Raw genomic sequence first — 20,715 nt, forward strand, 5'->3', positions numbered from 1 at the left:
GTGAATAAACAGTCAGGCAGAATTGGCCTGTATCTTGTATTGATCGTGATGCTGGTTGCGGGATATTTTTATCTGAACAATCAGGTAGTATCACAGAGTAATTACTCAATGGAAACCATGAAACAGGCAGCAGAGGATGGCAAGGTGACTTCTGCAAAAATTTATCAGAACAGACAGGTTCCGACTGGCTCAGTTGTGGCAGACATTACAGGAGAGGGCCAGAAGAGAGTTTATGTGACAGATGTTAAAGAGGCACAGGAAATGCTGGAAAGCTATGGTATCTATCCGGAAATCCAGGATGTGCCGCAGGAAAGTGTGTTCATGACGACACTTCTTCCGGTTCTGCTCACAGGGGCACTGGTAATTTTCCTGTTTATGATGATGAACCGACAGATGTCCGGTGGCGGTGGAAATGCCAAGATGATGAATTTTGGCAAGAGCCGCGCAAGGATGATGCTGCCGGATGACAAAAAGGTCACATTTGATAATGTGGCAGGTCTGCAGGAAGAAAAAGAAGACCTGGTAGAAGTTGTGGATTTCCTGAAAGCTCCGCAGAAATATACCAATGTTGGAGCGAGAATCCCTAAGGGAGTGATCCTTGTAGGACCTCCTGGAACAGGAAAAACACTTCTTGCAAAAGCAGTTGCCGGAGAAGCGGGAGTTCCGTTTTTCTCAATTTCCGGTTCTGATTTTGTGGAGATGTTTGTCGGTGTTGGTGCATCCCGTGTGAGAGATCTGTTTGAAGAAGGAAAGAAGCATGCACCATGTATTATATTTATTGATGAGATCGATGCGGTAGCAAGGCAGCGAGGAACCGGAATGGGCGGTGGACATGATGAGAGAGAGCAGACACTGAACCAGCTTCTTGTAGAGATGGATGGTTTCGGCGTGAATGAGGGAATCATTGTGATGGCAGCTACCAACCGTGTAGACATTCTGGATCCGGCAATTTTGAGACCGGGTCGTTTTGACCGTAAAGTCGCTGTAGGTCGTCCGGATGTCAAGGGAAGAGAAGAAATCCTCAGAGTCCATGCGAAAGACAAGCCGCTTGGAGAGGATGTGGATCTTGCACAGATCGCACAGACAACAGCCGGATTTACCGGGGCGGATCTTGAGAATCTTTTGAATGAAGCTGCGATCATGGCGGCCAGATCCGGACGCAGTTATATCACACAGCTGGATATCAAACATGCGTTTATCAAAGTTGGCATCGGAGCAGAAAAGCGAAGCAAAGTCATCTCCGAAAAAGAAAAGAAAATCACAGCCTATCATGAAGCCGGACATGCGATCCTTTTCCATGTGCTTCCGGATATGGACCCGGTATATACGATTTCCATTATTCCAACCGGAATGGGAGCTGCCGGATATACGATGCCGCTTCCTGAAAACGATGAGATGTTTAACACCAAGGGCAAGATGCTTCAGGATATTACCACTCTTCTGGGCGGACGCGTTGCTGAGGAGATCATCTTTGGCGATATTACCACAGGTGCTTCGAATGACATCAAGAGGGCAACCAGCACAGCGCGTGCGATGGTGATGCAGTATGGTATGTCAGACAAACTTGGACTGATCACCTATGGCGATGACGGAGATGAAGTATTTATCGGCCGTGATCTGGCACATACCAGAAGCTACAGTGAAGAAGTGGCAAAAGAAATTGATGCAGAAGTTCATGGTATTATTGACCGGTGCCATGAGGATGCCAGAAAGATCATTTCTCAGCATATGGATGTCCTTCATAAGTGTGCTGCACTGCTTTTAGAGAAGGAAAAGATTCAGAGAGATGAATTTGAGGCACTTTTTACATCAGAAAATGAAATGACTCAAGAATAAGATATACAAAGTATACAAAAACAGACATCAAAATTTGTGAAGTTTGTGCACACTTTTGGGGGAAGTCATGGTACTATAATAACCGTAAAAACCCCCCAATACATTATATAGTTTTTGCTACACCCCATAAGAAGAAATACCTTCTCCAAAAAAGACAGCTTATCCCGCTGTCTTTTTTACTTTGCAAAAAAATAACGGAATGGAGGCATTGTTTTCGGTGGTTTTTATATTGTGTCCAGGTGGAGTTTAGACTAAAATATACATATGCTAAAATACAAAGGGGATTGAATTATGAAACAGGGAAATGAAGATATTACCAGAAAAATGCAGTATATTCTGAATATGCGTCCGGTGCTGAACAAAGATGCTCTTTTCAGCGATGGAACCAGATATTACAGAAATCCTACTGAACCCAGAAGTGGTGAAAAGGTAATGATCAGCTTCAGAACCCAGAAGAACAATGTAGATGCTGTGTATCTTATATCAGGAGAGCAACGTTATAAAATGAAAGTATACAAAACCGCAAAAGGTTTTGATTATTATGGAACAAAGATCATGATGCCGGCTGAGGTGTTCCGCTATCATTTTGAAATACAGTATGGATGGGTGACGTGTTATTATACGGAACAGGGCGTCTGTTCAGAATTGCAGGAATGGGCACAGTTTGAGATCTATCCGGATTACCATACTCCGGATTGGGCAAAGGGTGCTGTTATGTATCAGATATTTGTGGATCGTTTTCGTAACGGGGATCCGTCGAATGACGTAGAAAGCCATGAATATACGTATATCGGGGAACACAGTGAGAAAGTTACAGACTGGTCCAAGACACCGGCAGTCATGGGTGTCAGGGAATTTTATGGTGGAGACCTGCAGGGAATCATTGACAAGCTGGATTATTTTGAGGAACTTGGCGTGGAAGTGCTCTATCTGAATCCAATCTTTGTTTCACCGAGTAATCATAAATATGACTGTCAGGATTATGATTATGTAGATCCACATTACGGAAAGATCGTAGAGGACTGTGATGGACTGCTTTCCCCGGGAGACCGGGACAATACGCATGCGGCGAAGTATATCCGACGTGTGACAGACAAAAGAAATCTGGAGGCCAGCAACCAGCTTTTTGCAGAGCTGGTAGAAGAGCTGCACAAGCGTGGCATGAAGATCATCCTTGATGGAGTGTTCAATCACTGTGGTTCGTTTAATAAATGGATGGACAGGGAACGGATCTATGAAGGCCAGGAAGGATATGCACCGGGAGCTTATATCTCTGCAGACAGTCCATACCGCTACTTTTTTGATTTTCATGATCAGAATCGATGGCCATACAATCCCTCTTATGATGGGTGGTGGACGCATGATACACTTCCAAAACTGAATTATGAGGGATCAAGGGAACTTTATGATTATGTGCTGCGTGTGGCACAGAAATGGGTGTCTGCACCGTATAATGTGGATGGATGGAGACTGGATGTGGCAGCAGATCTGGGCCACAGCAATGAGTTTAATCATCAGTTCTGGAAAGATTTTCGTAAGGCGGTCAAGGAAGCAAATCCGGAAGCACTGATCCTGGCAGAGCATTATGGAAGTCCGGAGGGATGGCTTCAGGGCGATGAATGGGATTCCGTCATGAACTATGATGCGTTTATGGAGCCGGTCACCTGGTTTCTGACAGGAATGGAAAAGCACAGCGATGAGTATCGGGAAGACCTCTATGGAAACAGTGAGGCATTTATTGGAGCGATGAAGACACATATGCGCTCCCTGCATATGTCATCTCTGCATACGGCGATGAATGAGCTGTCCAATCATGATCATTCCAGATTCCTTACCAGAACGAACAGGAGAGTTGGGCGTGTTTCCTATGCAGGGGCACAGGCGGCGTCCGAAAATATCAATACGGCGATCATGCGTGAGGCAATCGGGATTCAGATGACATGGCCGGGAGCACCGACACTGTATTATGGAGATGAAGCCGGTGTCTGTGGATTTACAGATCCGGATAACCGGAGAACATATCCGTGGGGCAATGAAAACATGGAACTTCTGAATTTTTACAAAGAAATGATCGCCATCCACAAAAAATACAAAATGCTCAGAAATGGTTCGCTGAAATTCCTCTGGAATGATTATCAGGGTCTCTGTTATGCGAGATTTTCTCATACAGAGCAGATGATCGTGATCCTGAACAACCGTGATGAAGGCAGAGAAGTCATGCTGGAAGTATGGCAGGCGGGAATCAGCCGTCTGGAAGAAGCTGTTTTCACAAGATTGATACAGTCTTCTCAGGAAGGCTATACAGCACACCAGAAACAGGTGCTGTCCAGGGCTGGTGCACTGAATCTGTATCTTCCGCCGCGCAGTGTGACGGTACTGCATCACAAGGACCAGATGTAACTGAGGCAGGGTGAATGTGAACAGTTAAGCGACAGGAACGATATCTGTCGTACATCTGAAAATTCTCTTGACAGGTTCAGGCGGGTATGTTACGATATCAATACTTTCACGAAGTAGAGTGACTACGTGCTAAAAGATAAAAATATTGTTAAGGGAGATAGAGTGATGAAGAAAAAAACAGTTGCAGTATTTATGGCAGCAGCAATGGCACTGGGAATGGTGTCTGCAGTCAGCGTGCAGGCGGGAGTAGAAGATAAAACTCTGGTAGTTGGATTTGATGCAGAATATCCGCCATATGGATATATGGACGAAAACGGAGAATATACAGGCTTTGACCTGGAACTGGCACAGGCAGTATGTGACCTGGAAGGCTGGGAACTGGAGAAAAAACCGATCAACTGGGATTCAAAAGATATGGAACTGAATTCAGGATCCATTGACTGTATCTGGAATGGATTTACCATGAACGGAAGAGAAGATGATTATACATTTTCAGAACCATATGTAGATAACAGCCAGGTAATCGTTGTTTCCGAAACTTCCGGAATCGAAAAACTGACAGATCTTGCAGGTAAGACGGTTGGTGTACAGGCAGCTTCCGCAGCACTGGATCTTCTTCAGAGTGAAGAAGAAGGCGGACAGAAAGAGCTGGCAGATACTTTTGGAGCACTGAATGAATTTGCAGATTATAACACTGCATTTACAGAACTGCAGGCAGGCGCTCTGGATGCGCTGGCAATTGATATCGGAGTTGCCAAGTATCAGCTGAATTCCAGAGGAGAGGGATTCAAGATCCTTGATGAAACTCTGAATACAGAACAGTATGCGATCGGATTCAAGAAAGGCAATGATGAACTTTGCGATATCGTAAATGCAGATCTTCAGAAACTTGCTGATGACGGAACGGTTGCTGAGCTTGCTGACAAATATGAAATTGCTGATATGGTCACACTGAAAGCTTCTGACGATGCAGCCGCAGATGATACTGCAGAAGAAGCAGCAGAGACAACAGATACAGCAGAAGAAAAATAAGTAATACATAAAATACGAATACAGAATGGGATGCTTCCCGGTTTTCCGGGTGGCATCCCTCTTGTAGGTTTATGGAGGAGAGTACATGAGTTTTCAGGTAATGTTACAACAGCTTACCACGGGGTTTGGCCAGACACTGCTGATCTTTTTTCTGACCCTGTTATTTTCTCTGCCACTTGGCATGGTGGTATATTTTGGACGTGTAAGCCGCTTCAAACCATTAAGCTGGCTCGTCAAGGCTTATATTTCCATTATGAGAGGAACTCCGCTGATGCTGCAGTTGCTGCTGTGGTATTTTGGACCGTTCTATCTGTGGGGGATGAATATTGGAAATTATAAGTTTACTGCGATCATTCTGGGATGTTCCCTGAACTATGCGGCATATTTTGCAGAAATCTATCGTTCCGGAATTGAATCCATTCCGGTGGGACAGTATGAGGCTGCACAGCTTCTGGGGTATAACAAGAGTCAGACATTTTTCAAGATCGTATTGCCACAGGTTGTGAAGATCGTTCTTCCGTCTGTGACAAATGAAGTTATCACTCTTGTAAAGGATACATCGCTTGTTTATTCTGTTTCCTATATTGAAATGTTTGCCCTGGCAAAACAGATCGCAGCGGCACAGACAACGGTAATCCCGTTTGTGATCGCAGGAGTCTTCTACTATATCTTTAATTTTGTAGTTGCATGGGTAATGGAATGGTTTGAAAAGAAACTGAATTACTATCGTTAGGAGGAAATGCTTTGAGTACAAGTCTTCTGGAAATGAATCATATCAAAAAAGAATTCGATGGTCTTCAGGTGCTGAAAGATGTATCGATTCATGTAAATGAGGGAGAAGTCGTTTCAATCATCGGATCTTCTGGTTCGGGAAAATCGACGCTTCTTCGCTGTGCTACGCTGCTGACTCTGATTGACGATGGTGAAGTCAGCTATATGGGAGATAGGACAGTCTGGACCGAAAATGGCAAAGTCTGTCTGCCGAATAAGGCAAAACTGAAAGAAATTCAGTCCTGCTTCGGACTCGTTTTTCAGAACTTTAATCTGTTTCCACATTATACAGTCATGAAGAATATCACAGATGCACCGATCCATGTGCAGAAAAGAAACAAAGATGAAGTTTATAAAGAGGCGAGAGACCTCCTGGCCAAGATGGGGCTGTCTGATAAAGAAGATGCTTATCCGTATCAGTTGTCCGGCGGACAGTGCCAGCGTGTTGCGATCGCGAGGGCACTTGCACTGAATCCGAAGATCCTGTTTTTTGATGAGCCGACTTCTGCACTGGATCCGGAACTGACAGGAGAAGTGCTGAGAGTCATTCGTTCTCTGGCAGATCTGCATATCACAATGGTGATCGTTACGCATGAGATGAACTTTGCCCGTGATATTTCAGACAGAGTTATTTTTATGGACAAAGGCGTGATCGCAGTGGAGGGTACCCCGCAGGAAGTATTTTCCTCAAGTAATGCACGAATAAAGGAATTCCTTGGCAAATTTCATCAGGGAGAAGAATAAAAGGATTGCTTTTAATCATGCGATGTTATATAATTTCTGCGTAAAGATAGGAAATCCGATCAACCGCAGTTACCCCTGCGGTTAATCGAGTGAGATGATAGGAGTAAATACATGAGTACAGACAGATACGTAAGTCCCCTTTCAGAGCGTTATGCCAGCAAGGAAATGCAGTACATTTTTTCTCCGGATATGAAATTTCGCACCTGGAGAAGATTGTGGATCGCTCTGGCTGAAACAGAAAAAGAGCTTGGCCTGAACATCACCCAGGAGCAGATTGATGAACTGAAAGCTCACAAGGATGATATCAACTATGATGTGGCAAAAGAAAGAGAACGTCAGGTACGTCATGACGTTATGTCCCATGTGTATGCATATGGAGTACAGTGTCCGAAGGCAAAAGGAATCATCCATCTGGGAGCAACATCCTGCTACGTTGGTGACAACACAGATATCATCGTTATGGCGGAGGCTTTGAAACTGGTTCAGAAGAAACTGGTGAACGTAATTGCAGAACTCTCCAAATTCGCAGATAAATACAAAGAGCAGCCGACTCTTGCATTTACACATTTCCAGCCTGCACAGCCGACTACAGTTGGTAAGCGTGCGACTCTCTGGACACAGGAATTCCTGATGGATCTGGAAGATCTGGAATATGTAATGGGAACTCTGAAGCTTCTTGGCTCCAAGGGAACTACAGGAACACAGGCAAGTTTCCTGGAACTCTTCGAAGGAGACCAGGAGACGATCGACAAGATCGATCCGATGATCGCTGAAAAGATGGGCTTCAAGAACTGTTATCCGGTATCCGGACAGACTTATTCCCGTAAAGTTGACACAAGAGTACTGAATGTTCTTGCAGGAATTGCAGCAAGTGCACACAAGATGTCCAATGATATCCGCCTTCTGCAGCACCTCAAAGAAGTAGAAGAACCATTCGAAAAATCTCAGATCGGTTCCTCTGCAATGGCTTACAAGAGAAATCCTATGAGAAGTGAACGTATCGCATCACTTTCCAGATATGTGATGGTGGATGCATTAAATCCGGCAATCACTTCTGCAACACAGTGGTTTGAAAGAACACTGGACGATTCTGCAAACAAGCGACTTAGCATTCCGGAGGGCTTCCTTGCAATCGACGGTATTCTGGATCTGTGCCTGAACGTTGTAGACGGACTGGTCGTATATCCGAAAGTTATTGAGAAACATATGATGGCGGAGCTTCCATTCATGGCAACAGAGAATATTATGATGGATGCTGTAAAAACCGGCGGAGACCGCCAGGAACTTCATGAACGTATCCGAGAACTTTCCATGGAAGCAGGACGTACTGTCAAAGTTGAAGGTAAAGACAATGACCTTCTGGAGAGAATCGCAGCGGACCCTGCATTCAATCTGACAATTGATGAACTGCGTAAATCCATGGAACCGTCCAGATATGTCGGAAGAGCAAAAGAACAGACAGCGACATTTATTGAGAAGACTGTACAGCCGGTTCTGGATGCACACAAAGACATGCTGGGTATGACCGCAGAGATAAACGTATAAAACACGAGGAGGATAATGTGTTATGATCAAAGCAGTAGTTGGAGCAAACTGGGGAGATGAAGGTAAAGGTAAGATTACTGACATGCTCGCTCAGGAAGCTGATATTATCGTAAGATTCCAGGGAGGAGCAAATGCAGGTCATACCATCGTTAATGATTATGGTAAATTTGCACTGCATACACTTCCGTCTGGTGTATTCTATAATCATACAACAAGCGTGATCGGAAACGGTGTCGCTCTGAATATTCCGGTATTTTTCAAAGAATATAATGAAGTGGTTTCAAGAGGAGTTCCGGCTCCGAAGATCATGATCTCTGACAGAGCACAGATCGTGATGCCATATCATATTCTGTTTGACCAGTATGAAGAAGAGCGTCTGGGTGGCAAATCCTTTGGATCCACCAAATCAGGCATTGCTCCGTTCTATTCAGACAAATATGCAAAAATCGGTTTCCAGGTAAATGAACTGTTTCACGATGATTCTCTGAGAGAAAAAGTAGAGCGTGTTGTTGAGACAAAGAACATCCTTCTGGAGCATCTGTATCACAAACCGCTTCTTGATCCGGATGAAATCTTTGCAGAACTGATGAAATACAAAGAAATGGTTGCTCCATATGTCGGAGATGTATCTCTGTTCCTGTGGAATGCATTAAAAGAAGGCAGGGAAATCCTGCTTGAGGGACAGCTTGGTTCCCTGAAAGATCCGGATCACGGAATCTATCCGATGGTTACATCATCTTCCACACTGGCTGCTTATGGAGCAATCGGTGCAGGTGTACCTCCATATGAGATCAAAAAAGTCATCACTGTATGCAAAGCTTACTCCAGTGCAGTAGGCGCAGGCGCTTTTGTTTCTGAAATCTTCGGAGAAGAAGCTGATGAGCTCAGAAGAAGAGGCGGAGACGGCGGCGAATACGGTGCAACAACCGGACGTCCGAGACGTATGGGATGGTTCGACTGTGTAGCTTCCAAATACGGCTGCCGTATGCAGGGAACGACAGATGTTGCATTTACTGTACTTGATGTACTTGGATACCTTGATGAGATTCCGGTATGCACGGGCTATGAGATTGACGGCAAAGTCACTACAGAATTCCCGACAACAGGTCTTCTTGAGAAAGCAAAACCGGTTCTGGAAGTGCTTCCGGGATGGAAAACAGATATCCGTGGAATCAAAAAATACGAAGATCTTCCGGAAAACTGCCGCAAATATGTGGAATTTATTGAGAAACAGATTGGATTCCCGATCACAATGGTTTCCAACGGACCAGGAAGAAACGATATCATTTACAGAAATAAATAAGTATGAGCATATGACGCGCCGGAGTTCGCTCCGGCGCATTTGCTTAATAAAGAGGAAATTATGAAAAACTGGAAAAAATATGCGGCGATCATTGCAGTGATCGCGCTTCTGGCAATTTTCTGCCTTCCGATGTATTTTGCATTGAAGGGAGACTTTTCACAGAAGGAATTTATGGCATCACTTTTTACAGTGATGTTTGTTGCAGTCATGTGTTATGTGATCTTAATGCTGTTTAAATATCTGAACAGGAAAAAAGAAGAGCAGGGGGCAGCAGGAATGATAAAAAATGTGATTTTTGATGTAGGACTGGTGCTGGTTGAATTTAACTGGCAGACATATCTGGACAGTTTTGGTTTCGAAAAAGAAAAACGTGACCGAATTGCAAAAGCAACATTTCAGGGACCGGTGTGGGATGAGCGTGACAGAGGCGTTTATGACGAGGAAACATATGTCCGCCAGTGCCAGGAACTGGATCCAGAGTATGCAGAGGACATCGCCAGAGTCATGAAGGATACACCAAAGACGATCCACAGAATGCCGTATGCAGAGACCTGGACGAAATATCTCAAAAGTCAGGGATATCATCTGTACATTCTTTCTAATTACAGTAAGTACATGCTGGACAGAACACAAAAAGAAATGCCGTTTCGTAAATATATGGATGGAGATGTGTTTTCCTGTGATGTCAGACAGCTGAAGCCGGAGGCGGAAATCTACCGGACGCTGCTGGATAAATATCAGCTGAAACCAGAGGAATGTGTTTTTATTGATGACAGAGAAGTAAACTGCAAGGGTGCAGAGAATCTGGGAATTCGCACGATCTGTTTTAAGAATTTTAAGCAGGCCGCGGCGGAACTGGAAAAAATGGGAGTAAAATAAAAACGAGAAAAGCCCCAGAACCGCGTCCATGCGTCAGTCCTGAGACTTCGTAAGGGGAGGATATAAGTTTTTCCCGGTAACTGTTTTAACATGTTGTGGCTGTGAATGCAGGAAACAGTTACCTTTCTCAAATTATCTTTCGCAGGCTGTTTCCACAAGAACTTTGAGGGAAAGTCTTAAGGGAACATTTGTAGTATGACCGGTTTCTTACTATCTATACACAATTTTCACAAAAATTATAGGAATATGATTTGTGTTTTGGGAAGAAAGATGGTATAATGGGGCACAGGCAAAATTTTTGAAAAGAGGATGAAACAATGAGTGATAAAACAATCTTAGAGCAGTGGCGTGAAATTGCCTACAATCAGCAGGCAGACCGCAATCAGCTTCAGAGATTCTGGGCAAACTATTTTAATATCGAAAAAGGAATTTATGAGCAGCTTCTTTCCAATCCGGATGAAGTAGTAAGCGGCACAGTTAAAGAACTGGCAGAAAAATACGGACAGGAAGTCCTGACTATGGTTGGATTCCTGGATGGTATCAACGACAGCCTTAAGATTCCGAACCCGATCGAGACTATGGATGAAAACACCAAAGTCACACTTGCATTTGACAAAGAGCTTCTTTACAAGAACATGGTTGATGCAAAAGCAGACTGGCTGTATCAGCTTCCACAGTGGGATGAGATTTTTACCGAAGAAAAACGTAAAGAGCTCTACATGGAACAGAAAAAGTCCGGTACTGTAGTAAAACCACACAAAATTGGCCGTAACGATCCTTGTCCGTGCGGAAGTGGTAAGAAATACAAACACTGCTGCGGTAAATAATGAAAGCCAGACAGAATCTGGAATATATTATCGTACTTGGTGCCCATGTAGATGGAACAAGAATGACATTAGCCCTTCTGGAACGAACCAGGAGGGCTTTGCTGTATCTTGAAAAAAATCCTGAAACAAGAGCTGTGCTTTCCGGAGGACGGGGAACCGGGGAGCGGATCAGTGAAGCGGAGGCCATGTACCGGTATCTGACAGAACACGGGATTGATAAAGAACGTCTGATAAAGGAAGAACGATCAACGAATACCAAAGAAAATCTGGATTTCAGCCTGGAGCTGATTGGAAGTACAGAACCATCCATAGGAGTGGTGACAAATAATTTTCATGTGCTCAGAGGCGTGCTGATTGGCAGAAAGTGTGGCTGCCGCAGGATTTATCCGGTTCCATCGCGCTATCGCTCATGGAGACTTCTGCTCTATATTCCCAGAGAGATTCTGGCGATTTTGAAGGACAAAATTGTCGGAAATTTGTAAACAAAATAAAATTTTAAAAATAATTAAAAAAAGTGTTGACACTTTGCGAAAGACATAGTATACTAACGAAGTCGGTTGCGAGAGCGGTTTATGAGAGCCGGTCAGTGTGACAGATATAAATGGGATCTTAGCTCAGCTGGGAGAGCATCTGCCTTACAAGCAGAGGGTCATAGGTTCGAGCCCTATAGGTCCCATTCAATATGGCGAGATAGCTCAGTTGGCTAGAGCACACGGTTCATACCCGTGGTGTCGAGGGTTCGAATCCCCCTCTCGCTACTTTTTTTATCTATATAATTGCATATGGCGAGATAGCTCAGTTGGCTAGAGCACACGGTTCATACCCGTGGTGTCGAGGGTTCGAATCCCCCTCTCGCTACTTCAGATCCTCTGTATTCGCAGAGGATTTTTTGCGTTATAGGAAATTACTCCGTAATCTTCCAATAACGCAAAAAACGCTCCGCGTTGTCCAAAAATTTTGGCAGAACCAACAGAAAAATTTGCATCTAGGAATTTGCAATATTTTGTTGTATGATATACATTGCGTAATAAATCAAAGAAAGGAGACATCAGACCGTGGCAAAGAAAATGCTCTTTGTTTTTAACCCCAAAGCAGGAAAAGGCAGGATCAAGATGCATTTACTGGATATTGTTGATATATTCAGCAGTCATGATTATGAGGTCATTATCCGTGCGACACAGGCGCCGAGAGACGCATATGAAAAAGCAAAAGAATATGCAGATGCGGTAGACCTGATTGTATGCAGCGGAGGCGACGGCACTCTGGATGAGGTCGTTACCGGAATTACAGAGAAAAACAGTAATGTACCGATCGGATATATTCCGGCAGGAAGCACCAATGATTTTGCAAACAGTCTTTTTATGCCGAAAAGCATGGTTAAGGCTGCGGAGATGATCATGGAAGAGCAGTTGTATCACTGTGATATCGGCAGATTCAACGACCAGACATTTGCCTATGTGGCTGCATTTGGACTGTTTACCGATGTATCCTATGAGACAGACCAGGATCTGAAGAATGTTCTTGGGCATCTGGCATATGTGCTGGAAGGAGTCAAGCGCCTTTTTGATATTAAATCTTACCATATGAAAGTAACTTCCGAGGAACTTCAGGTGGAAGATGATTTTATTGTGGGGATGATCACGAATTCCAGATCTGTAGGTGGTTTTAAGAATCTTACAGGCAAAAATGTAGATATGAATGACGGGCTTTTTGAGGTAACACTCATCAGGCATCCGAAGAATCCGCTGCAGCTTCAGGAGATCATGACTGCACTGGTGATCGCAGAGGATAATACGGATATGATCTATTCGTTCAAATCAAAGAAGCTTACGATAGAGACGGATGAGGATGTGCCCTGGACTCTGGATGGAGAATTTGGCGGGAACCAGAGCTATGTAGAAATCGAAAATCGTCACAAAGCCCTGAATCTTTATTTAAAAAGCACGAAAAATAAAGACTGAAATGAGACACACAGCAAAGTATAAATGGTAACTGTTCACAGGATAGCTGCTGTGAATAGAGTGAACAGGAACTATAAACGAGAACTAAAGGAGATAGAAGATGTCAGACTACGTGAATGTAACAGAACTTTTCGGATGCGATGTATTCAATGATGCTGTCATGGAAGAAAGACTTCCGAAAAAAGTATACAAAGAGCTGAAAAAGACCATAGAAGAGGGGAAAGAACTCTCTCTGGAAGTAGCAGATGTCGTTGCTCATGAGATGAAAGAATGGGCAATCGAAAAAGGAGCGACACATTACAGCCACTGGTTTCAGCCGCTGACAGGAGTAACCGCGGAAAAACATGATGCATTTATCACTGCTCCGAAGGAAAATGGCAAGGTTCTGATGAGCTTTTCCGGCAAAGAGCTGATCAAAGGTGAGTCCGATGCGTCCTCTTTCCCGTCCGGTGGCCTTCGCGCAACCTTTGAGGCGAGAGGTTATACAGCGTGGGACTGTACTTCACCGGCATTTGTACGTCATGATGCAGCCGGCGGCACTCTGTGCATCCCGACCGCATTCTGTTCTTATACAGGAGAGGCACTGGATCAGAAGACCCCGCTTCTTCGTTCTATGGAAGCAATCAATACACAGTCCTTACGTCTTCTCAGACTTTTTGGAAATACAACATCAAAGAAGGTGACTCCGTCTGTTGGGGCAGAGCAGGAGTATTTCCTTGTTGACAAAGAAAAATGGCTGCAGAGAAAAGACCTTACATATACAGGCAGAACACTGTTTGGAGCTATGCCGCCGAAAGGACAGGAGATGGATGACCATTATCTTGGAACCATCCGCCAGAGAATCTCTGCTTATATGAAAGAAGTAAATGAAGAGTGCTGGAAGCTGGGTGTGACTGCCAAGACACAGCACAATGAAGTGGCACCGGCACAGCATGAGCTTGCACCGATCTATGCACCGGTCAATATCGCAGCAGACCACAACCAGATCATGATGCGTATCCTTAAGAAAGTAGCCAGCCGTCATGGCATGCGCTGCCTGCTTCATGAGAAACCGTTTGCAGGTGTCAACGGTTCCGGTAAACACAACAACTGGTCCCTGACTACAGATGACGGAATCAACCTGCTGGATCCGGGCAAGACACCACATGAGAATATTCAGTTCCTTCTGGTGCTGACCTGTATTCTGAAGGCAGTTGATACACATGCAGATCTGCTCCGTGAATCCGCAGCCGATGTCGGAAATGATCAGAGACTTGGAGGTAATGAAGCTCCGCCGGCAGTTATTTCCGTATTTCTTGGTGAGCAGCTTGGCGATGTCCTGGATCAGCTCATCAGCACAGGAACTGCAACACACAGCAAGAAAGGAAGCATTCTGGAGACAGGTGTTAAGACTCTGCCAGACTTTATGAAGGATGCAACGGACCGTAACCGTACTTCACCGTTCGCGTTTACCGGAAATAAATTCGAATTCCGTATGGTTGGATCCAGAGACTCTATCTCCGAGTGCAACGTAGTTCTGAATACTATCGCAGCCGAAGCATTCAAAGAAGCATGTGACCGTCTGGAAGCAGCCGAAGATTTCGATATGGCAGTACATGATCTGATCAAAGAATATGCGATCGAGCATCAGCGTATCGTATTCAACGGCAATGGTTATGCACCGGAATGGGCAGAAGAAGCAGCACGCCGCGGACTCCCGAACCTTCCGTCCATGGTAGATGCAATTCCGGCACTTACTACCGAAAAAGCTGTGAAACTGTTTGAGGAATTCCATGTATTTACAAAAACTGAGCTGGAATCCCGTGCAGAAATCCAGTATGAGATCTATGCAAAAGCAGTCAACATTGAAGCAAAGACCATGATCGACATTGCGACAAAACAGATCATCCCGGCTGTGATCCGCTACACGACTGTACTGGCAGATTCTATCAATGCAGTGAAGGCAGCAGGACCGATCGATGTAAGTGTACAGACAGAGCTCCTTGAGAAATGCTCTGCACTTCTCAGGGAAACAAGCGAAGCCATGAAGAAACTTTCTGAAGTGGTGGCAAAAGTTCCGCAGATTCCGGAGGGAAGAGAACGTGCTGTATATTGCAAGGATATCGTGACAAAAGCGATGGAAGAACTGCGTACACCGGTTGACAAGCTGGAAATGCTGGTTGATAAGGAAATGTGGCCGATGCCTTCTTATGGCGATCTGATTTTTGAAGTGTGATCTTCAAAGGAGTAACTTAAGTGGAAAAATTAAAATTTCTGGAGGAGCAGGGTATCTGCTCCTCTTTCATAGACAAAATTATAGAATTCAGGGAGGCATATCCTGTTTCCGATGAAGTAAAGAACCGAATTATAAAACCGTCGATTCCTTTTTATGGAAAAGAGATTCTGGAGATGGCAATCGCAGGTATTCTCCAGGGGCAGAATCTGCTTCTGACCGGACCGAAAGCAACTGGCAAAAATATTCTGGCAGAGAATCTGGCATATATTTTTAACCGTCCGTCCTATAATATTTCGTTTCATGTCAACACCAACAGTGGTGATCTGATTGGAACAGATACATTTGAAGATAATGAGGTAAAGCTTCGCAAGGGAAGTATTTACCGCTGTGCAGAATACGGAGGATTCGGAATTCTCGACGAGATCAACATGGCAAAAAACGATGCGGTTTCTGTCCTTCATGCTACTCTGGACTACAGACGATCCATCGATGTGCCGGGGTATGATAAAATCGACCTTCATCCGGCTGCGAGATTTATCGGTACGATGAATTACGGTTACGCCGGCACGAAGGAGCTGAATGAAGCACTGGTATCCAGATTTCTGGTCATTGATATGCCGGCACAGACAGAAGAGACGCTGGGATTTATTTTTCATCAGATGTTTCCGACGGCAAAAGAACACGCAATTGAACAGTTTGTCGGACTGTTTCTGGATTTGCAGCTGAAGGCACTGAACAGTGAGATTTCAACGAAAGCACTGGATCTTCGCGGTCTGCTTGCAGCAATGAAGATCGTTGATGTCGGACTTGCTCCGGCGAAGGCAGTCCGTATGGGAATTGTAAACAAAACATTTGATGTATTTGAAAAAGAAATCGTAGAAGATGTCGTGAGCACCAGAATTCCATCGAATTGGACCAGGGATGATGTATATGAAGCATAGTGCAGAGCCGGTTGAGATTGACGATTATCGTCTGGAACTGGAAAACAGGATCCGCAATCTGTTATGGACAGTGAGCGGTGATTATAAACTGGATATGAAGCCTGACGTATCACTTTTTCTCAGATCAAAGGCAATTGCCCTGTATGACGGAATCAAACAGGGCGCACTTGCCAGATATTATGATAAGGATATGCTCGGGCTTTATCTGGTTAAAAAAATATTCCTTCAGGCAGGAGAGAACGAGCTGACCTTTGTGGCACAGCTCTGTATCGAAGAAGCTATTGGGGACAAGATCTGCGAGGAACGCCCGGGAATCCGTGATATGCAGAAGCAATGTATAGAAGATATTCTTGAGCAGGAATTTGAAAAGCTGCCAGATCTGCGGGACATTCCGGGCAGACTCAGGGTAGCAGCCCTTCGGAGACGACTGACCGGCGGTGAATATCATGTGGAGCAAAAACTGCAGCCGTTTATGGATCTGATCGAACGGGCAGGAGAGAGTCAGGATACGATGGAACTGATCCGGGTGATCGATGAGCTTTATAATCTTCTGATCGATCCAACATTTCCTGTTCAGCATGGTACCCTGGAGCAGGTCCTTTCTGTGACAATGGAAGATCTTACGGAGTATTCGTGGGAAGATTTTCTTTCAGAGGAAATGTATGAAGAAGCTCTGGAAAGTTATGTCGAACAGCTGACGAATTCAGCTTCAGGACTTGAAAATGCAGCAGTTACCGAAGAGATGGAAGAAAAGCGGCAGAAAAAGCGTGCCGTCAAAGTTGTTACACCGGAGATGCTGGAAAAGGCTTATACTTACGTAGAACTGAATTTCGGCAGAACATATCTGAGCGAGGCAGAAGAAAAGAAGATCAATTATCAGATGTGCAGGGGCGTGCACAGTGACTGCAGCCTGTATTTTACAGAGGGAATTCTGAAAAATCCGGCAAAAAGAAATTACCAGTATGAGTATGCAAAACGATTGAGAAATAAAAATGTCTGGCTGTATCATGACAAACACCGGATCGTCAAGCACAATATTGCAGTTCTGACGGAGACTCTGCGAAAGTCACTGGTTCTTCGAAGCGAGTCGCAGATGGTACTGTCAGACAGAGGGATGATCGTTCCTTCCAGACTCTGGCGGATCGGACGGACAAATGATGCAAAACTGTTTCAGCAGGAGCTGAAAGGCGAAGCGTCGGATTTTGTTGTCGATGTTCTGATAGATGCGAGTGGATCACAGATGAAACGACAGGGAGATGTGGCACTGCAGGCGTATATCATCAGTGAGGCACTGAGCAATGTCGATATCCCGCACCGGGTGATGAGTTTCTGTACATTCTGGGATTATACGATCATGCATCGGTTCCGCAGATATGACGATCCGCGGACAGAAAACGAAAATATCTTCAATTACGTGACATCTTCCAACAATCGTGACGGACTTGCCATCCGGACGGCAGGATATGAGCTTCTGCAGCGCGAAGAAGAAAAGAAGATCATGATCATCTTAAGTGATGGTCGTCCGTATGATGTGATCGTAAACCGTCCAAATGCAAAGAATCCTCAGCCGTATCAGGGAAAAGCAGCAATTTCAGATACCGCGACAGAAGTGCGCAGGCTCCGTAATCTGGATGTCAGTGTACTGGGAGTGTTTGCAGGGGAAGAAAAAGACCTGGCAACAGAGAAAAAGATTTTTGGAAAGGATTTTGCGTACATCCGGGATATTGCGAACTTTTCGAAAATTGTTGGCCGATATCTGACAAAACAGCTGGAGATTGATGGATAATAGACGAAAATGTGCAATATTTCCAAAAAGTGTTAAATAAAACGAACGAAAATATAAAAAATTCATAAACTCGCCCTTGATAATCTACACGGAGTCGGTTATAATAATCTTAGGTTTATATACCAATAAAAACAAGGGAGAGGAAATCAATGAACGACAACAAAGAGTTCAAACCGTATATTCCTGCTGAAAAAGTCACAGCAGAAATGACGGTGACATCAGTGATCATGGGTGTCATCCTTGCTATCGTATTCGGTGCCGCAAACGCATACCTCGGACTTCGTGTCGGTATGACTGTTTCTGCATCTATTCCGGCAGCAGTTATTTCTATGGGTGTTATCCGTGTCATCATGAAGAAAAACTCCATTCTGGAGAGCAACCTGGTACAGACCATCGGTTCCGCCGGTGAATCACTTGCAGCAGGTGCTATTTTCACAATGCCTGCTCTTTTTTTATGGGCAGAAGAAGGTCTGTGTGACAAACCAAGCCTGGTTGAGATCACTCTGATCGCACTTTGCGGTGGTATCCTTGGTGTGCTTTTCATGGTACCGCTTCGTAACGCTCTGATCGTAAAAGAGCATGCAACACTGCTTTATCCGGAAGGAACTGCCTGTGCAGACGTACTTCTTGCCGGTGAAGAGGGTGGTGCTAACGCATCTACTGTATTCTCAGGTATGGGACTTGCAGCAGTATTCAAATTTGTAGTAGATGGTCTGAAGGTGATTCCGGCAGACGTTTCTGCAGCATTTACATCCTTCAAGGGTGAAATCGGTATGGAAGTATATCCGGCACTTCTCGGTGTTGGTTATATCGTAGGACCACGTATCGCATCTTTCATGTTTGTGGGTTCTATCGTTGGATGGCTCGTGATCATCCCGATGATCTGCCTGTTCGGACCAGACACATGGCTGTATCCGGCTGATCCGGGTGTGACTATTTCTCAGCTCTATGCAGCAGGAGGAGCAGCAGCAATCTGGAGCAAATATGTAAAATACATCGGTGCTGGTGCAATTGCTACCGGTGGTATTATTTCCCTGATCAAATCTCTGCCTCTGATCGTCAGCACATTCCGCGATTCCATGAAGAGCATGAAGGGCGGATCTGTAAAGGGAACTGCAAGAACAGACAGAGACCTTCCGATGAACTTCATCCTGATCGGTATCGTTGCAATGGTAGTGATCATCTGGGCAGTACCGGCTATCCCGGTTAATCCGCTCGGAGCACTCCTTATCGTAATCTTTGGATTCTTCTTTGCAACTGTATCTTCCCGTATGGTAGGTATGATCGGAAGTTCCAACAACCCGGTTTCCGGTATGGCAATCGCTACACTCCTGATTTCCACAATGGTGATCAAAAGCAGCGGACAGACTGGAATCGACGGTATGAAAGCAGCTATCGCAATTGGTTCTGTAATCTGTATCATTGCAGCTATCGCAGGTGATACTTCTCAGGACCTTAAGACAGGATTCCTTCTTGGTGCAACTCCTAAGACACAGCAGATCGGTGAGCTGATCGGTGTTGTTGCTTCCGGTCTTGCAATCGGTGGTGTTCTGTATCTTCTGGATGCAGCATGGGGATACGGCGGAGCAGAAGTTCCGGCTCCACAGGCTGGTCTTATGAAAATGATCGTTGAAGGTATCATGGGAGGAAACCTTCCATGGGCACTTGTATTCATCGGTGTATTCCTTGCACTTGGTATGGAAATCTTAAGAATTCCGGTAATGCCATTCGCAATCGGTCTCTACCTTCCAATCTACCTGAATGCAACCATTATGATCGGTGGTGTTGTTCGTATGTTTATGGATGGCAGAAAGAACGTTGATGAAAAGACAAAGAACGATCAGGTTACAGACGGTACGCTGTACTGTGCCGGTATGATCGCCGGTGAAGGTCTGGTAGGTATCGCACTTGCTATTCTTGCAGTTGCAGGTATCAGCCTGGATGTATCCGGTGTTGTAAACTTTGGTAACATTGGTGGTGTTGTTCTCATGATCATCATGATCCTGACACTGCTGAAATTCTCCTTATGGAAAAAGAAAAAAGCCTGATGAGAAAACAGAATAAAAAAAGCAAAAAACAAAATATGGATATCAACTATCTGGATCTGATTCCGGTGAAATCCGAAGAACTTCACTGGCATAAAGATATCAAGGGGCGTGTGATTCTGGATGTGGAGAATACAGGCTGGTTCAACAAGATTGCACAGAATGTATTCAACAAACCGCGATATACGAAGGTACATCTGGATGCACAGGGAACTTTTATCTGGCCGCTGATCGACGGGAAACGTACTGTCACAGATATCGCAGCACTGGTGAAAGAAGAGTTCGGGGAAGCGGCAGAACCGCTGTATCCGCGAATCATCAAATATTTCCAGATCGTTGAGAGCTATCATTTTATTAAATTTGCAAATATGCCTTCCAAATAGGGCACACTAAGAACGGGAAACAGCAAACAGACGCTGTTCCCGTTCTT

General features: G+C 44.8%; 16 protein-coding genes and 3 tRNA genes. All 19 read left to right on the forward strand.

Going from position 1 to position 20,715, the window contains the following annotated elements:
- Positions 1–48 precede the first annotated feature (48 nt).
- The 19 genes from ftsH to KQI91_RS00350 all read left to right on the forward strand — a co-directional run bounded on the left by ftsH (position 49) and on the right by KQI91_RS00350 (position 20,668).
- Positions 49–1,836, forward strand: coding sequence for an ATP-dependent zinc metalloprotease FtsH (gene ftsH, locus KQI91_RS00260; protein WP_216390968.1), 1,788 nt, complete (start codon positions 49–51; stop codon positions 1,834–1,836).
- Between the two features lie 291 nt (positions 1,837–2,127).
- Complete coding sequence (locus tag KQI91_RS00265; protein ID WP_216390884.1) at positions 2,128–4,236, forward strand: glycoside hydrolase family 13 protein; 2,109 nt, start codon at positions 2,128–2,130, stop codon at positions 4,234–4,236.
- A gap of 216 nt (positions 4,237–4,452) precedes the next feature.
- Complete coding sequence (locus KQI91_RS00270) at positions 4,453–5,268, forward strand: amino acid ABC transporter substrate-binding protein (protein WP_442860588.1); 816 nt, start codon at positions 4,453–4,455, stop codon at positions 5,266–5,268.
- Positions 5,269–5,353: 85 nt separating this feature from the next.
- Positions 5,354–6,001, forward strand: a complete 648-nt coding sequence (locus KQI91_RS00275) for an amino acid ABC transporter permease (protein ID WP_216390886.1) — start codon at positions 5,354–5,356, stop codon at positions 5,999–6,001.
- Between the two features lie 32 nt (positions 6,002–6,033).
- Positions 6,034–6,783: an amino acid ABC transporter ATP-binding protein gene (locus tag KQI91_RS00280; protein ID WP_216390969.1), complete on the forward strand. Its 750-nt coding sequence runs from the start codon at positions 6,034–6,036 to the stop codon at positions 6,781–6,783.
- Between the two features lie 111 nt (positions 6,784–6,894).
- Complete coding sequence (gene purB / locus KQI91_RS00285) at positions 6,895–8,328, forward strand: adenylosuccinate lyase (protein WP_216390887.1); 1,434 nt, start codon at positions 6,895–6,897, stop codon at positions 8,326–8,328.
- Between the two features lie 22 nt (positions 8,329–8,350).
- Positions 8,351–9,631, forward strand: a complete 1,281-nt coding sequence (locus tag KQI91_RS00290; RefSeq protein ID WP_216390888.1) for an adenylosuccinate synthase — start codon at positions 8,351–8,353, stop codon at positions 9,629–9,631.
- A 60-nt stretch (positions 9,632–9,691) separates the two neighbouring features.
- The gene (locus KQI91_RS00295; protein WP_216390889.1) at positions 9,692–10,510 is read left to right on the forward strand and encodes an HAD family hydrolase; all 819 of its coding nucleotides are present in this window, start codon (positions 9,692–9,694) and stop codon (positions 10,508–10,510) included.
- Between the two features lie 317 nt (positions 10,511–10,827).
- The gene (locus tag KQI91_RS00300; RefSeq protein WP_216390890.1) at positions 10,828–11,337 is read left to right on the forward strand and encodes an SEC-C metal-binding domain-containing protein; all 510 of its coding nucleotides are present in this window, start codon (positions 10,828–10,830) and stop codon (positions 11,335–11,337) included.
- The gene (locus KQI91_RS00305; RefSeq protein ID WP_216390891.1) at positions 11,337–11,819 is read left to right on the forward strand and encodes a YdcF family protein; all 483 of its coding nucleotides are present in this window, start codon (positions 11,337–11,339) and stop codon (positions 11,817–11,819) included. The genes KQI91_RS00300 and KQI91_RS00305 overlap by 1 nt, the downstream gene beginning before the upstream one ends.
- A gap of 121 nt (positions 11,820–11,940) precedes the next feature.
- Positions 11,941–12,013: transfer RNA gene (locus tag KQI91_RS00310), tRNA-Val, on the forward strand.
- Between the two features lie 8 nt (positions 12,014–12,021).
- Positions 12,022–12,095: transfer RNA gene (locus tag KQI91_RS00315), tRNA-Met, on the forward strand.
- Between the two features lie 26 nt (positions 12,096–12,121).
- Positions 12,122–12,195 (forward strand) — tRNA-Met (locus KQI91_RS00320).
- A gap of 197 nt (positions 12,196–12,392) precedes the next feature.
- Complete coding sequence (locus KQI91_RS00325) at positions 12,393–13,298, forward strand: diacylglycerol/lipid kinase family protein (protein WP_216390892.1); 906 nt, start codon at positions 12,393–12,395, stop codon at positions 13,296–13,298.
- A 100-nt stretch (positions 13,299–13,398) separates the two neighbouring features.
- A complete protein-coding gene (locus tag KQI91_RS00330; protein ID WP_216390893.1) occupies positions 13,399–15,513 on the forward strand; it encodes a glutamine synthetase III family protein in 2,115 nt (704 codons plus the stop codon).
- 20 nt (positions 15,514–15,533) lie between these two features.
- Complete coding sequence (locus tag KQI91_RS00335; RefSeq protein WP_216390894.1) at positions 15,534–16,454, forward strand: AAA family ATPase; 921 nt, start codon at positions 15,534–15,536, stop codon at positions 16,452–16,454.
- A complete protein-coding gene (locus tag KQI91_RS00340) occupies positions 16,438–18,240 on the forward strand; it encodes a cobaltochelatase CobT-related protein (RefSeq protein ID WP_216390970.1) in 1,803 nt (600 codons plus the stop codon). Before KQI91_RS00335 ends, KQI91_RS00340 begins: the two co-directional genes overlap by 17 nt.
- A 149-nt stretch (positions 18,241–18,389) precedes the next feature.
- On the forward strand, positions 18,390–20,288 hold the full coding sequence (locus KQI91_RS00345) for an OPT family oligopeptide transporter (RefSeq protein ID WP_216390895.1): 1,899 nt from the start codon (positions 18,390–18,392) through the stop codon (positions 20,286–20,288).
- Positions 20,267–20,668 carry a PqqD family protein gene (locus KQI91_RS00350; RefSeq protein ID WP_216390896.1) on the forward strand — a complete coding sequence of 134 codons (402 nt, stop codon included), beginning with the start codon at positions 20,267–20,269 and terminating at the stop codon, positions 20,666–20,668. Before KQI91_RS00345 ends, KQI91_RS00350 begins: the two co-directional genes overlap by 22 nt.
- Positions 20,669–20,715 lie beyond the last annotated feature (47 nt).

The organism is Blautia sp. MSJ-19 (assembly GCF_018918125.1).
Taxonomy (GTDB): domain Bacteria; phylum Bacillota; class Clostridia; order Lachnospirales; family Lachnospiraceae; genus Blautia_A.

What these genes read in the sequence shown, in the direction of transcription:
- ftsH (WP_216390968.1), top strand. Translation starts at nt 49, where the DNA reads ATGCTGGTTGCGGGATATTTTTATCTGAACAATCAGGTAGTATCACAG.
- KQI91_RS00265 (WP_216390884.1), top strand. Translation starts at nt 2,128, where the DNA reads ATGAAACAGGGAAATGAAGATATTACCAGAAAAATGCAGTATATTCTG.
- KQI91_RS00270 (WP_442860588.1), top strand. Translation starts at nt 4,453, where the DNA reads ATGGTGTCTGCAGTCAGCGTGCAGGCGGGAGTAGAAGATAAAACTCTG.
- KQI91_RS00275 (WP_216390886.1), top strand. Translation starts at nt 5,354, where the DNA reads ATGAGTTTTCAGGTAATGTTACAACAGCTTACCACGGGGTTTGGCCAG.
- KQI91_RS00280 (WP_216390969.1), top strand. Translation starts at nt 6,034, where the DNA reads ATGAATCATATCAAAAAAGAATTCGATGGTCTTCAGGTGCTGAAAGAT.
- purB (WP_216390887.1), top strand. Translation starts at nt 6,895, where the DNA reads ATGAGTACAGACAGATACGTAAGTCCCCTTTCAGAGCGTTATGCCAGC.
- KQI91_RS00290 (WP_216390888.1), top strand. Translation starts at nt 8,351, where the DNA reads ATGATCAAAGCAGTAGTTGGAGCAAACTGGGGAGATGAAGGTAAAGGT.
- KQI91_RS00295 (WP_216390889.1), top strand. Translation starts at nt 9,692, where the DNA reads ATGAAAAACTGGAAAAAATATGCGGCGATCATTGCAGTGATCGCGCTT.
- KQI91_RS00300 (WP_216390890.1), top strand. Translation starts at nt 10,828, where the DNA reads ATGAGTGATAAAACAATCTTAGAGCAGTGGCGTGAAATTGCCTACAAT.
- KQI91_RS00305 (WP_216390891.1), top strand. Translation starts at nt 11,337, where the DNA reads ATGAAAGCCAGACAGAATCTGGAATATATTATCGTACTTGGTGCCCAT.
- KQI91_RS00330 (WP_216390893.1), top strand. Translation starts at nt 13,399, where the DNA reads ATGTCAGACTACGTGAATGTAACAGAACTTTTCGGATGCGATGTATTC.
- KQI91_RS00340 (WP_216390970.1), top strand. Translation starts at nt 16,438, where the DNA reads ATGTATATGAAGCATAGTGCAGAGCCGGTTGAGATTGACGATTATCGT.
- KQI91_RS00345 (WP_216390895.1), top strand. Translation starts at nt 18,390, where the DNA reads ATGAACGACAACAAAGAGTTCAAACCGTATATTCCTGCTGAAAAAGTC.
- KQI91_RS00350 (WP_216390896.1), top strand. Translation starts at nt 20,267, where the DNA reads ATGGAAAAAGAAAAAAGCCTGATGAGAAAACAGAATAAAAAAAGCAAA.